Source organism: Marisediminitalea oceani (assembly GCF_003731635.1).
GTDB lineage: Bacteria > Pseudomonadota > Gammaproteobacteria > Enterobacterales > Alteromonadaceae > Alteromonas > Alteromonas oceani.
Map to the genome: position 1 here is coordinate 149387 of NZ_RCUA01000014.1, position 13846 is coordinate 163232.

12 protein-coding genes and 1 tRNA gene are annotated in these 13846 nt (G+C 48.6%); 11 read left to right on the plus strand and 2 right to left on the minus strand.

Annotated features, from left to right (window positions below; translation table 11 throughout):
• Positions 1–275 precede the first annotated feature (275 nt).
• Genes D9T21_RS04895 through D9T21_RS04905 form a run of 3 tightly spaced genes read left to right on the plus strand, consistent with a single transcriptional unit; the run spans position 276 to position 2825 of the window.
• Complete coding sequence (locus tag D9T21_RS04895) at positions 276–1859, plus strand: flavin monoamine oxidase family protein (RefSeq protein WP_206427232.1); 1584 nt, start codon at positions 276–278, stop codon at positions 1857–1859.
• Positions 1860–1877: 18 nt separating this feature from the next.
• A complete protein-coding gene (locus D9T21_RS04900) occupies positions 1878–2276 on the plus strand; it encodes a c-type cytochrome (protein WP_123323985.1) in 399 nt (132 codons plus the stop codon).
• Between the two features lie 27 nt (positions 2277–2303).
• Entirely contained in the window at positions 2304–2825 is a 522-nt protein-coding gene (locus D9T21_RS04905; protein ID WP_123323986.1) for a RidA family protein, read from the plus strand.
• Between the two features lie 16 nt (positions 2826–2841).
• Here D9T21_RS04905 and D9T21_RS04910 read toward each other — a convergent pair whose 3' ends face one another.
• On the minus strand, positions 2842–3729 hold the full coding sequence (locus D9T21_RS04910) for a CPBP family intramembrane glutamic endopeptidase (RefSeq protein WP_164464578.1): 888 nt from the start codon (positions 3727–3729) through the stop codon (positions 2842–2844).
• Between the two features lie 107 nt (positions 3730–3836).
• On the opposite strand from D9T21_RS04910, the gene D9T21_RS04915 reads away from it, so the two are divergent.
• From D9T21_RS04915 to D9T21_RS04925, 3 genes are all read left to right on the plus strand, one after another.
• The gene (locus tag D9T21_RS04915) at positions 3837–4454 is read left to right on the plus strand and encodes an RraA family protein (RefSeq protein ID WP_123323988.1); all 618 of its coding nucleotides are present in this window, start codon (positions 3837–3839) and stop codon (positions 4452–4454) included.
• An 18-nt stretch (positions 4455–4472) separates the two neighbouring features.
• A complete protein-coding gene (locus D9T21_RS04920) occupies positions 4473–6314 on the plus strand; it encodes an ABC transporter ATP-binding protein (RefSeq protein WP_123323989.1) in 1842 nt (613 codons plus the stop codon).
• 884 nt (positions 6315–7198) lie between these two features.
• On the plus strand, positions 7199–7936 hold the full coding sequence (locus tag D9T21_RS04925; RefSeq protein WP_123323990.1) for a helix-turn-helix domain-containing protein: 738 nt from the start codon (positions 7199–7201) through the stop codon (positions 7934–7936).
• Positions 7937–8049: 113 nt separating this feature from the next.
• Here D9T21_RS04925 and D9T21_RS04930 read toward each other — a convergent pair whose 3' ends face one another.
• A complete protein-coding gene (locus D9T21_RS04930; RefSeq protein ID WP_123323991.1) occupies positions 8050–8868 on the minus strand; it encodes a DUF6174 domain-containing protein in 819 nt (272 codons plus the stop codon).
• A gap of 223 nt (positions 8869–9091) precedes the next feature.
• Here D9T21_RS04930 and D9T21_RS04940 point away from each other — a divergent pair, with 223 nt between their 5' ends.
• From D9T21_RS04940 to nusG, 5 genes are all read left to right on the plus strand, one after another.
• Entirely contained in the window at positions 9092–10951 is a 1860-nt protein-coding gene (locus tag D9T21_RS04940; protein WP_123323992.1) for an ATP-binding protein, read from the plus strand.
• Positions 10952–11385: 434 nt separating this feature from the next.
• Positions 11386–12381, plus strand: a complete 996-nt coding sequence (locus D9T21_RS04945) for an acyl-CoA dehydrogenase family protein (protein ID WP_123323993.1) — start codon at positions 11386–11388, stop codon at positions 12379–12381.
• Between the two features lie 175 nt (positions 12382–12556).
• Positions 12557–12633 (plus strand) — tRNA-Trp (locus D9T21_RS04950).
• Positions 12634–12885: 252 nt separating this feature from the next.
• Complete coding sequence (gene secE, locus D9T21_RS04955; protein ID WP_105935322.1) at positions 12886–13263, plus strand: preprotein translocase subunit SecE; 378 nt, start codon at positions 12886–12888, stop codon at positions 13261–13263.
• A gap of 3 nt (positions 13264–13266) precedes the next feature.
• Positions 13267–13821: a transcription termination/antitermination protein NusG gene (gene nusG, locus D9T21_RS04960; RefSeq protein WP_105935321.1), complete on the plus strand. Its 555-nt coding sequence runs from the start codon at positions 13267–13269 to the stop codon at positions 13819–13821.
• Positions 13822–13846: the final 25 nt, after the last annotated feature.

Genomic DNA, 13846 nt, shown 5'->3' on the forward strand with positions numbered 1-13846 from the left:
CTACCTCTTATGTGTGAATCCGTGTAAAAAATATGAAGCGACTCCCACCGGCCAAATGAATAACCATGCTCATAATAGGTGCATTACTTTGCATCGTATTGGGCCATCAAAGGTTAACCATTGAGTTATTTGTACCCGATTTGTGCGTAAAGTTCACACAATCGTCTACTATTAGTAGTTAATCGTATATTTTATAAGTTTAACCCTGTCTGTGAACAAGCTGGCACCGGCGGTGCATCCGTATGCGCATCCATTAGTTTTTAGGGGTTTTTTCGTTGAATCATCACACTATGAGCCGTCGGGCATTGCTGGGCTGGATAGGTAAAACAGCGGGCGCAGGTGCAATGTATCAGGCCATGACGTCCTTGGGCTTTGCGGCAGAGTCATCACACCCGGATAAGTTAAATCTGGGCGGGGCAAAAAAAGGCGCCACGGTGTTGGTGCTGGGGGCGGGACTGGCCGGAATGACATCGGCTTACGAGCTAAGGAAAGCAGGCTACAAGGTAAAAGTACTCGAATTTAATGGCCGTGCCGGTGGGCGCTGCTGGACGCTGCGTGGCGGCGATACCTATACCGAACTAGGCGGCGAGACCCAACAATGCCAGTTTGCCGAGGGTAATTATATTAACCCGGGGCCATGGCGAGTGCCCTATCACCATCATCATGTGATGTCATACATCAATGAGTTCAATATCGCCATAGAGCCTTTTGTCCAGGTTAATTACAACGCCCTGGTGCATTCTACTAAGGCGTTTGGGGGGAAACCACAGCGGTATCGTGAAGTACAGGCCGACTATCAGGGCTATGCCGCTGAACTGCTTGGGAAAGCATTAAATCAAAATGCGTTGGATGAAGCGTTGACCCATGAGGATCGGGAAAAGCTTTTTGAATCGTTGCGCCACTGGGGGGCTCTGGATGCTAAGGGGGATTATAAAAAATCCCATGAAGTCAGTTTGCGTCGTGGCTTTGCCATTCCCCCGGGCGGCGGGTTATCACCGAAGCCAGAACCCAGTGAGCCTTTTGATCAAAGCACCCTAATACAATCTGAGTTATGGAAATACATCGTTAACGGTCAGGATATTGAGTTTCAAAGCAGTATTTTTCAGCCCGTTGGCGGCATGGACAATATCGCCAAAGCGTTTGAGAAGCGCGTGGGCGAGCTGATTGAATACAATGCCAAAGTCACCAAAATTGCTCAGAGCGACACCGGTGTAACGGTAAATTACGAACAACAGGGCGTAGCAAAAACCGCCCAGGCAGACTGGTGTGTGTGTACCATTCCTTTATCCATCCTTAGCCAGATTCCGGTGCAGACCAGCAGCGGTATGCAGGCCGCTATTCGCTCTTTACCCTATGCCGCCTCAGTAAAAGTGGGCCTGGAATTTAAGCGCCGTTTCTGGGAACAGGATGAAGCCATTTACGGTGGCGTGAGCTACACCAACCTGCCGATCACCAATATCAGTTACCCCAGCACCAAATTCTGCGACAAGGGCAAAGGCGTACTGCTGGGGGCCTATGTGTGGGGCGCTAATGCTTTTGAATTTACTTCCCTGTCACCTAAGGAACGAGTAAAGAAAGCGGTGGAATATGGCAAGCAAATTCATCCGCAGTATGCCGAGGAATTTGATAACGGTATCTCCGTGGGTTGGCACCGTGTGCCATGGACCCAGGGCTGCTATGGCCTGTGGACGGAAGAAAAGCGCGCAGAGCATTACGAGAATCTTTGTCAGGTTGACGGCCGCCTGGTGCTGGCAGGAGAGCACGCTTCTAATTTACCAGCCTGGCAGGAGGGCGCTATCTCTTCGGCCCACGACGCAATTAAACGACTTCACCAGAAAGCCCTGAGTACGATGGCTTAATAATTTGAGGATACACTCATGAATAAAACTATAAAATTATTAATATCAGTGTTTTTATTGTTTGTAAGCACTTGCTTATATGCTACTGATGATGCCGGGTTTTCCGAAGGCGCTAACTTCGAGGAAGTCACCGGCGAAGCCCTTTATCATGCCATTTGCCAGGGCTGTCATATGACTAATGCCGAAGGCGCACAAGGTGCCGGGAAGTATCCGGCATTAGCCAAAAACCCCAAGCTGGCTGCCGGTGCTTATGTGATTTATATGGTCAGCAACGGCATGGGCGGTATGCCGCCGCTCAAACAATATCTGTCTGATGAACAAATTGCCGAAGTGGTGAATTACACCCGCAGCCATTTTGGTAATCACTTTACCGACGTAGTCGACGCCGACGACGTTAAAACCATTGCACAACGATAAACACTAACCAGAATACAGGAACACAACATGAAAAAATTATTCCTTGCTCCACTGCTGCTAAGTGCAGTATTTGCCACTACCGGATGTAATGATGCCGATGCCACTTCGCCGGCCAAAGAAACGGTTATTCGCCACGGCCTGATTGGGTCTGACTTCCCCATCCTGCGCGCTTCGGAAGTACCGGCTACCAGCACCATTGTGTTTTTAAGCGGGTCAGTGCCCGGGGTCAGTAATCCTGATGCGCCAAAGGGCAGTATGGAAGCCTATGGTGATACTGAAATGCAAACCGTCAGTGTGCTGAACCGCATTGAGGAAAACCTGAAAAGCCTGGATCTGACCATGGGGGATGTAATGAAAATGCAGGTGTTTTTAGTCGGCGATCCGGCGATGGAAGGTAAAATGGACTTCGCTGGTTTTATGCGTGGCTATAAACAATTTTTCGGTACCGAAGAGCAGCCTAATCTGCCTTCCCGCTCGGCTTTTCAGGTGGCAGGCCTGGCCAACCCTAATTACCTGGTAGAAATTGAAGTTACCGCTGTTCGCCCTTAATAAGCAGGGATGGCTATCAGGCCTGCACCACAGGCCAGGTAAACAGCAACAGGTGGGTGGTATTGAGTCCCCAGTGACAAAGTACCGCCCACAGTAACCGGCCGGTGAGCAGATAAACCAGGCCGTACAGCAATCCGGCTAATGTGGCCAGCAGCATATACCAACCGCCACCGGCAATGTGAGCGAGGCCAAACAGGCCACTGGCAATCGCCAGCCCGCCAAACATCCCCAATTTTTTGTGCAGGAAATTTTGCAGCCCCCCGCGAAACAGTAACTCTTCGGTAAAACAGGTATTAAGCAGGTTAGATAAGATGATGATTGCCAGCAATCCGGAAAACCCCGGTTGCCATTGCAGTAAGCCAAGCTGAACAGCCAATAGCATGATTAACGGAATTGCCAGCAATGGTAGTGTTAGCCTGACCCATGCTGCCACGTGCGGGGCGGTGTGAACATTTTTTTGCCATACCGGTATCCACTGTAATAACGCCCAGGCGATCAGCACCTTGTCGGTATTCAGGTAAACGCTGGCCGCCAGGCTATTGGCTTTTACCTGGGTGTTATCGGTTAAAAGAAACCCCTGGTAACCCGGCAGCAGGTGAGTGAGCAATCCAACGCTAAAAACGCCCCACAGGACCCAGGCTATTATCTTCGGCCACCGGCCTGACAGGCGTTGTTGATGCAGCAAATAAGTAAGGCCGATATAGGCCGTCGCCTGCACGGCAAAAAGCAAGCTTCCAGCAAAACTTAACGATAACCACACGGCCGCCACTGGTATACCGAAACGGATAGCGGCTTTTGTTGAGCCGGTACAAAGTAGTAATAAGGCTGAATAAAGCAGCGCGGCCAACAAGTGGTAATCAGGCAGAGTCATGGGCTGGTTGGTTAATCGTCTGTTTGGGGCCAAGATAACACAGGCAGTGATAATGAAAATACACGCTATCTACTCCTCAATCGGAGCAGGGTTGTTATAGTGGTGATCCTTTAATCTGTTATGTTATCAGGGAGAACGTAATGACCATCGAATTTTCATCTGTCTCAACATGCGAATATGCCGATGCACTGCCGCGGGAGCAATTTATGGATTATGCCATCCATTCACTGTGGCAACCTGCGCCTAAAATTTCGGGCCCTGCGTTTACCGTTAAATGCCAGCCAGGCGATCACCTGATGTTACATGCGGCTATTTACCGGGCAAACCCGGGGGATATCATTGTGGTGGAAGCTGACGATCAGTTTGCGGTATCCGGAGGTAACGTGTGCGCGATTGCCCAACGCCGAGGCATAGCCGGCTTTGTGGTAGATGGTGTGATCAGGGATTTAGCCGAAGTGCGTGAGATGGGCTTTCCGGTGTTTGCCCGCGGCGTGATCCCTAAACCCGGTGCGAAGAAATGCGTTGACCCACTCAACCAACCGATCAACTGTGGTGGTGTGACAGTACATCCCGGTGATATCATTGTCGCTGACGAAGAAGGTATTGCCGTCGTTCCACAAGCCTCTGCTGCCGAAGCCTTTGATATAGCTAAAAAACGCGCCGACAAAGACAGCAGTATGACTCTGGATGAATGGCAAGCCAAACACCACGACAATGTGGAAGCTATCCTCAGCAAACTGGGGTTCAGCGACACCTGATAATAAGCAAAAGGCCTGATGTTTTCTTTTTTTGAGCGATTAACCAACCCATTTCCAGCCGAAACTCCAACCCAGCCACCAACCGGTATGGTGGCTTTTTGTAAGCATTATACCAAGGGAATGTGGGCGGTATTGCTTACGGTTTCATTGCTCAGCGCTATTGTAGCGATACTCGAAGTGACATTATTTGGTTTTATGGGCAAGCTGGTGGACTGGTTTGCCGAAAGAGATCGCGCCACCTTTGTTGAGCAGGAGAGCAGCACGCTTATCCTGATGGGCATCGTGGTATTAGTGCTCATACCGGGCTTTATATTGTTACGCTCATTGTTTTCCCGCCAGTCGCTTTTGGGGAACTATCCCATGCGAATTCGCTGGCAGGCCCACCGTTATCTGCTTGGTCAGAGCTTATCGTTTTTCCACAACGAATTTGCCGGCCGGGTAGCCACCAAGGTAATGCAAACCGCCCTGTCGGTGCGCGAAACGGTAATGAAACTGCTCGATTTAATGGTGTATATCGGCGTTTACTTTATTTCCATGGTGGTACTGATTTTTACCGCAGACTGGCGTCTGGCGTTACCGCTGGTGGTGTGGCTTGGCGTGTACATCGGCATTTTGCGGGTACTGGTCCCCAAGTTAAAGCAAGTGTCACAATATCAGGCCGATGCGCGCTCGTTGATGACCGGCAGAATTGTAGATAGTTACACTAATATTTCCACGGTAAAACTGTTCTCTCACAGCCAGCGCGAAGCCAGTTATGCTCAGGAGAGCATGGATAAATTCCTGCATACCGTGTATCCGCAAATGCGCCTGGTGACGATCCTTGAGTTCTGCGTGGAGCTGAGTAATGCATTACTGATCTTTAGTGTCGGCGCGTTGTCGGTATATTTATGGTTACAGCAACTCGTCACGCCTGGTGAAATCGCGCTGGCAGTGAGTTTATGTTTACGTTTAAACGGCATGTCGCACTGGGTGATGTGGGAAGTGGCGTCATTATTTGAAAACCTGGGTACCGTACAGGACGGGATTAATACACTGGCCCAACCCATTGCAGTGAAAAATGTAGACAAAGCCCCGGCGCTAAACGTGAGTGGCGGGCAAATTCACTTTAAGAATATGAGCTTCAGCTATCCCGGAGCCAATGACCAGCCGGTGCCGGTATTTAAAAACCTCGACTTAAATATTAAACCGGGTGAGAAAGTTGGTTTGGTAGGGCGTTCCGGCGCGGGTAAGTCAACTTTGGTGAATTTACTATTGCGCTTTTACGATACCACTGATGGGCAAATACTGATCGATGGGCAGGATATCAGCCGGGTCGATCAGGAGTCGTTACGGGCACAAATTAGCATGGTGACCCAGGATACCTCACTTATGCACCGCTCAGTGCGGGATAACATTATCTACGGCCGTAACGATGCCGATGATGCCGCCATGATCAAAGCCGCAGAACAAGCCGAAGCCTATGAATTTATCCAGCAACTATCCGATAAAGATGGCCGCACAGGGTTTGATGCGCAGGTTGGCGAACGTGGTGTAAAGTTGTCTGGTGGCCAGCGTCAGCGCATTGCGATTGCCCGTGTGCTACTTAAAGATGCACCGGTGCTTATTCTCGATGAAGCGACTTCAGCGTTGGATTCTGAAGTGGAGTCGGCGATTCAGGAATGCCTGAATAAGGTAATGGAAAATAAAACGGTACTGGCCATCGCCCACCGTTTATCCACCATTGCACAAATGGACCGCCTACTGGTGCTCGACAATGGCGAAATAGTAGAGCAGGGCACTCACCAGGAACTACTGGAAAAAGGCGGCATTTACGCCAAGTTATGGGCTCACCAGACAGGTGGATTTCTCGGTCTTGAATAAGCACGCTGGCGTGCTTATTCAGACCTTAGAAATCCCCTGTCCCGGAATGCGCGCAGCGCATATCCGGGACCCCTGAAAAGGTTTTATAATCGAATGAGACCCAGGAAACCTCCCGTCCCGTAAAATCGACACCGTCGTCCCGGAAAGTGCACAGCACTTATCCGGGATCTCCTTTACAGGCTGGCTCACCCACAACTACCTTTCTGCGAAGGTCGATTAGACACTACGATAACAGGCAAGGAGATCCCCGCTCAAAAGCCTGCGGGGATGACGGATATTTGTAATCAACATCGTCGTCCCGGAAAGTGCACAGCACTTATCCGGGATCTCCTGAACAGGCTGGCTCACCCAAAACTACCTTTCTGCAAAGGTTGATTAGACACTACGATAACAGGCAAGGGGGTCCCCGCTCAGGAGCATGCGGGGATGACAGTTGTTTTTTAGTGCGGGGATGAAGGGTGTTTTATTAGTGCAGGGATGACGGAGTATTTGTAATCAACACCGTCGTCCCGGAAAGTGCTTTGCACTTATCCGGGACCTCCTGAAAAGTCTGCCTCATCCAAAACAACCCTTCCGCGAAGGTCATTTAAAGCCAACGATAACAGGCAAGGAGATCCCCGCCCAAAAGCATGCGGGGATGACGGTTTTCTTGTAGTGCGGGGATGACGGATATTTTGAACTTCGGGATGACGGGGTATTTGTAATCAACATCGTCGTCCCGGAAAGAGCGAAGCTGTTATCCGGGATCTCCTGAACAGGCTGGCTGACCCAATCTAACTTCCGGCAAAAGTTATTATATTCAGTGATATTCCGCTTTATTCCACTCGTTATTCCTGAAAGACTAGCTAAGACTATATGCGAATTGTTAACCAAGGGATCCGTTTATGACATTAGGACATCGCATTAAGCAATTACGGCAGGAGTTTGAACTCAGCCAGCCGGAACTGGCAGATAAAATAGGTATAGAGCAGTCTTATCTGTCGAAACTGGAGAATGACAAAGCGTTGCCGTCTAAAGATATTTTTGCGGGTATTCTGACTGCATTTGATATGACGACGGGGCAACTATTGCAGCCATTAATGGCTGAGGGGCTCGATGCAAAGTTGTTGCAAATCACGCAGATTGAGCAGTACTACCAACAGTGTAAACGAAGCGGAATGAATCAGTTAAAACGTTATGTCATTACCTGTATCGCTTTAATAGCCGTCGGGTGTGGCTGTCTGTATGTCAATTTTTCTAAAAGCGTATTCCCCGAAACCATGTATGAGTACATGTCGGAAGGGGTAGTACTAGCTGGTGAGCCCGAAGATGTTTTTGTTGCGTGGCGAAGGTTAACAGAAGATAGTCGTGACGCCTTTGAACAAAAGCAACGGGAGATGATTGCTCGTGAAAGCGTAGATATTCTTTTACTGCCTGCATATGCTGGTAGAAAATTTCTTACCCCGGTATCAGGCGGTAACCGTTTCTATCGTTTTCAGGAGCCGGTAGTGGTAACCCGCCCGGTTAATGGCTTGTTCGGGATGGGCGGTGTTGTACTGTTTATTATGGGGATACTCGGGCTGGTATTTGAACGCAGGCTATTTAAATCGGGCGTCTCTGACAGGTACTTATTGTCACATTAAAAGGCCAAAAACAAAGTCGTCATTTACTGTTATTTTCGCTAGTGAGGGCGGTGTTTTGGCGTTATCCCCGTTTTGAACGGGGATAAAACTATTGGGCTTAGAGTTATAAAGCCCTATTGTGGGCTCAACGTAAAATATTGATCCCGTGTTCTGGTGCCACACATGCCTCTGCCGATGCCAAAGTCTTCGATAACTAACGTGTCGTAACCTGCTTTTTCAATGGTCAGATGATAGAAACCGTTGCGGTCGCCTAGCATGGCAATTTTCTCATCGTCTTCACATGAAGGGGCGTCATTAACAAACGTCTCAGTGAAGCCTGCTTCATCTGATACGGTTACCGTTGTTCCACAGCCAATAGGGTCGTATGTATCTTCATCGACAATGGTTAGCTTCAGTGAGTCGTCTACTACCCACGCAGCACAGCTTAACTGATCTGCCGGAATGACAACGTCTACCGTAATCGTATATTCGTCATCTGCAACTTGTTCATTGCGGTCGACCCTTATGAGGGTGGGGTAACCGAGCCCTTCGGTGTACTCAACTTCCAGAAAATCAGCGCGGCTTTCTTCTAACGCGATCAGGTCGAATAATTCATCTACTGTCCAGACCGATACCAGCTCTGGCCTTAACGCTTTATTGTTGTTGCTATCCACACCATAACCTTCAGTGCCAATGGATATGGATGGCCCAAAACGGGTTGCAACCTGCGAAACCACCTCATTATTTTCAATAAGCGCTATTCGAGGTGCCGTTACTTCATCCAGGCAATTACAGGTATGGGTAAATTGCATTTCGTAGTCTGAGATGTTGTGGCTTTCCCAAATTTGCCGATGTTTATTCAGCTCTTCCAGAGTCGTATCGGAGTCACTGTTGCAACCTGTAAGGGTGGCTGAAATGAAAATGGCAGCTATCAATTTGCTGTATCGAAGCATAAACGTCCTTTTACTTTACTTGTTCCTGAATGATGAAATCGTGAGCTTTGCAGTATGATTTGTATGATATCTACGTGCAAGATAAGTTCAGTTTTTCGGTGCCAGCACTTTCTTTACCACATAGTCTTTGAACGCTTTTACCTGCACTGGTTTGCAATACAGATAGCCCTGGCCTTCTTCGCATCCCATAGCCATAAGTTCTTTGCTGTGCTCTTCGCTTTCGATGCCCTCTGCTACTAGCCTTAAGCCCAGTGCCAATGCATTGGGCGTATTGATTAACGATATTCTTGATCTGTCTAAAATAGAGGCCGGCAAGCTGGATTTGGTACCGCAAACCTTTGCGCCGCGGGATTTGGTTGAAACCCTGTGTAAATCCATGGCTGTAAAAGCTTATGAAAAAGGCCTGGAGTTTTTTATTGACGTAAGCGGTATCTCGCACAGTCAGGTAACCATGGATAAGAACCGCTTCACGCAAATTCTCAATAACCTGATCAACAATGCCTGTAAGTTTACTCACAAGGGGTATATTTGGGTTAGGGCCTGGGACGAAACCTGCGAAAGTGGAGATTTGCAGCTCTATGTGAGCATTACCGATACCGGTATTGGTATTTCTGAGCAGAATCAGGCGAAATTATTTGAGGCATTTACCCAGGCTAAGTCGACGATTGCCATCCACTACGGTGGTACCGGACTGGGACTTTCTATCAGCCGCCAACTGGCTATTTTGCTGGGCGGCAATATTCACTTTACTTCCACCGAGGGCAAAGGCAGTGAGTTTACGGTAGTGGTTAAGGCTGATAAAGCCATTGAAGACACACCGGAAACTCAGCTGCCGCTTAAGGACAAACGTATAGCTTTGTGTGCCAGCAATAAGAATGTCAAACACTGGGCCGAGCGCATTTGTACCACCCTGGGTGCTCAGGTATACGGTGCTGATTCACTGCCTGCCAGTCAGAGCGGAGTACAATATAATCGAAAAGCAGTGGATGCGCTTATTGCCGAGCAAGACTGCCTGCTCGATAGCCCCTATTCGGATGCGTTGGAAAGTGGTGAGTACGATACACTGCCGCCAATACTGCTGATGACCGCCCCGGGTGAAGAGCTTAAGTTTCAGTATCGTGCCGGTCCGGTCATCCAGCTTTACAAACCAGTATCAGAAAATGAAATTGTCAGGGCGCTGCAAGGCGACCGTCTCTCAGCGCGTGAACGCATATTGCCAGTGCCAGATTCTGATGAGGTAGACAGTCAGACGTTAAAACAAATAAAAGGCGCATCCGTGCTGATTGTGGATGATAACGAAACCAATCTGGCTATTGCGGTAGGCATTTTGGAGCATCTCTCACTGACTATCTATACCGCGGCAAATGGCTTACAGGCTATTGATAAGCTTAAAAGTCTGGAACAGCAGAATACCCCTTGTCACTGTGTGCTGATGGATTGCCAGATGCCGGTATTATCCGGTTACGATGCAACCCAACGCATCAGGGAAGGGATGGCAGGAGAACTACATACTAATGTGGCCATCGTGGCCATGACGGCCAATGCAATGTCTGGTGAGCGGGAACATTGCATGGCTTGTGGAATGGATGATTATATTACCAAGCCGCTTAACTTCTTCGAAGTACAACAATCAGTGATTAGCTTTATCACCAAAGCATATAGCAATAATGATGCGGAACAGACACAGGCGGAACAGGCTCTGGAGGCAGTGAAAAGCCCCGAAATGCATGTCAGTGATATTATTGCCTGGGATAAAAATGCTGCGTTAAAACGATTACGGGGCAAAGAATCGCTGTATAAAAAAGTGTGTGGGTTGTTTGTACAACGCCTGCCAATGAAAATCCAGGAGCTGGATGATGGCCTTAAAGTAGAAGCCTTCGATGAGATTCGCAAGTCTGCCCACGCGTTAAAAGGCATGTGTGCTGATATTGGGGCTCATCAGATTGCTGCCGCTTTGCAAAATATCGAAACCGATGCCGCTAAAGGCGGATCCCCAGAGCACCTCATTGCTTCCTTTGAGGAAGTGAAAGCACAGCTGTGGCAGTTACTGGAACTGGTTGAGAGCTATCTCGATAACGGATAAACGTCTGGTATTAAGGTATGAAGTAACCCCTGTTAAGCCACAATAATGGGCAAGGAGATCCCCGCTCAGGAGCGTGCGGGGATGACGGATGTTTTAAAATCCGGGGATGACGGGGTTTTATTAGTGCAGGGGTGACGAAGTATTTGTAAACAACCCCGTCGTCCCGGAAAGTGCTTTGCACTTATCCGGGATCTCCTTAAAAGGCCGTCTAACCTAAAACAACCTCTACGCAAAGGTCATTTAAACTTTACGATAAAAGGTAAGGAGATCCCCGCCCAGAAGCATTCGGGGATGACGGGTGTTTTTAAGTGCGGGGATGACGGATGTTTTATTAGTGCAGGGAATACGGGGGTTTTTAGTACAGGGATGTTTCTTTATCTACTCCTGAGCCTTTATACTGGCGAAAAATAAATCGCCGGAACAATTACACTTCTATGCCTTTATCAGCGCCACCTGAAATCGAAGAAAACCGCCAGTTGTCTGCCTCCACACTTAGCTGGATAGCAAGGCACAATTTGTGGAATTTGTGGGTGCCACGGGACTTCGGTGGGCTAGAAGCAGAGCTGCTAGACGGCCTCAGAACCTTGCAATCATTAGCCAGAACAGACGGCAGTCTGGGCTGGACAGTCACTCTGTGCGCAGGGGCTAATTACTTTATTGGGAACTTAAAACCGAAGTTTGCCGCTGAGCTATTTATAGGTAATCGCGTTATACTTGGTGGCAGCGGCGGTTTATTTGGTGATGCCAGTAAAACGGCATCAGGCTATCGTCTGAATGGCCAGTGGCGTTATGCCACGGGAGCTCCCTACTTAACCCACTTTACGCTAAATGCCCGCTTGCTGGATGATGGTAAGGTGCTCAATGATCACCAGGGGCAGCCGAAATTTTCTTCCTTTGTGGTGCCGGCAGAACAAGTGGACGTGACAGACGACTGGCATACCATGGGGCTGGTGGCAACCGCTACCAATAGTTTTAAGGTGCAGGACGTAGACGTAACTGAGCGTCAAGGTTTCCATTATGAAACAGTCTTTTTGCCCCAGGCCATTTACCAGCTTAACTTTAGTGTATTTGCCGACCTTACCCTGTGGGTAAATTACATTGGTATGGCAGAGCATTTTCTATCACTGAGCAGTGATTTCGTGTCCTCCAGCTTATTGCAAACATTGCAGGAAACTCTTACCTATGCCAATCAAATGGTGGAAACTCTGGCGACAGAGTGCTTACAAGTTGTTAGTGACAATGTGAATTTCACTGAGCCACTGGTCAGTAAAGTCCATCGGGAGGCGAGTATGTCGGTTGCGCATATTTCTCAGGCCATTACGGCAATTTATCCTTACACCGGCATCAAAGGGGCCAGTCAAAACTCCGCGATTAACCGGGTGTTCCGTGATTATTTTACGGCTACACAGCATCATATTTTTACTGCCTGAGCGGATGCCTGTAAGGGCAAACAAAGCGCTTGTATCTGCGAGTGTGTTGAGTATAATACGCGTCCCTCCCTTGCGAAGCCGCACTTTTTCTCTAAAAGACGTCATAACTTCACAAGGTGTGTGTAAGTAAAATCAGCCGATAAGCTGATTGTTATTCTTCGAATAAGAAGAGTATAGGGGTGTAGTTCGAATTGGTAGAACAGCGGTCTCCAAAACCGATGGTTGGGGGTTCGAGTCCCTCCACCCCTGCCAAATTTTAAAGTTGTAATGTGCGGGATGGATTGATTCCAAAAGTGCAGTCGGAGAGCAAAACGGTGGAGGGTGAGAACCGCCATCGGGGTTTGACAAATCGTCGGGAACGATTTGTACCGCTCTTGCGCCGCTTGCGGTCAGATACAGGACGTATCTGAGGAAATCCCTCCACCCCTGCCAGATTAATCTGGTTGCGCGTGTGATTTTTTCACTGCGGGTAACTGAAATATGCCGTATTGCTAGGGTCGTGAAATGAGCGAAAAAACGGAAAATGCATCCAATCCAATGGACTTACTAAAGTGGCTGATCGTGTTTGCCTTACTGGCGGGAGTGATTACAGCTAACTATGTGTATGGTGAGTTGTCAGTATTATATCGCGCCATTGGCGCCGTAGCCGGTGTGGCGATTGCAGGCTTCATTGCTGCAACCACTGCAAAAGGCAGCGCATTTCTGACATTTGCTAAAGATTCACGCATGGAAGTACGCAAAGTAGTATGGCCATCGCGTCAGGAATTGAACCAAACAACCCTGATCGTGCTTGCCGCGACAGTTATTGCTGCACTTATTCTGTGGGGCCTTGATGGGATTCTGGTTTGGGTAGTTGGATTTATTACTGGTATTGGAGCATAAGTCATGACTGAAGAAGAAAACAAACCAAAGAAACGTTGGTACGTTGTACAAGCTTATTCTCAGTACGAGTCACGCGTTAAAAAGACCCTGCTTGAATACATCAAAATGCACGGCATGGAAGACTACTTTGGTCAGGTTTTAGTACCGACCGAAGAAGTGGTAGAGATGCGTGCAGGCCAGAAGCGTAAGTCTGAGCGTAAATTTTACCCTGGCTACGTACTGGTTGAGATGGAAATGAACGAAGACTCATGGCACTTGGTAAAGAGCGTGCCACGCGTATTAGGTTTCATTGGCGGTACCTCAGACCGTCCTATGCCAATTTCTCAGCGTGAAGCCGATGCCATTCTTAACCGTCTGGAAGAGTCTGTTGATAAGCCGAAGCCGAAAACACTGTTCGAGCCAGGCGAAGTGGTACGCGTTATCGATGGCCCATTTGCCGATTTCAACGGTGTAGTAGAAGAAGTCGACTACGAAAAGAGCCGCGTAAAAGTATCGGTACTTATTTTCGGTCGCTCTACACCGGTCGATCTGGAATTCAGCCAGGTCGAGAAAGGTTAGACTTTAGATCGAATTACGAAAAAGC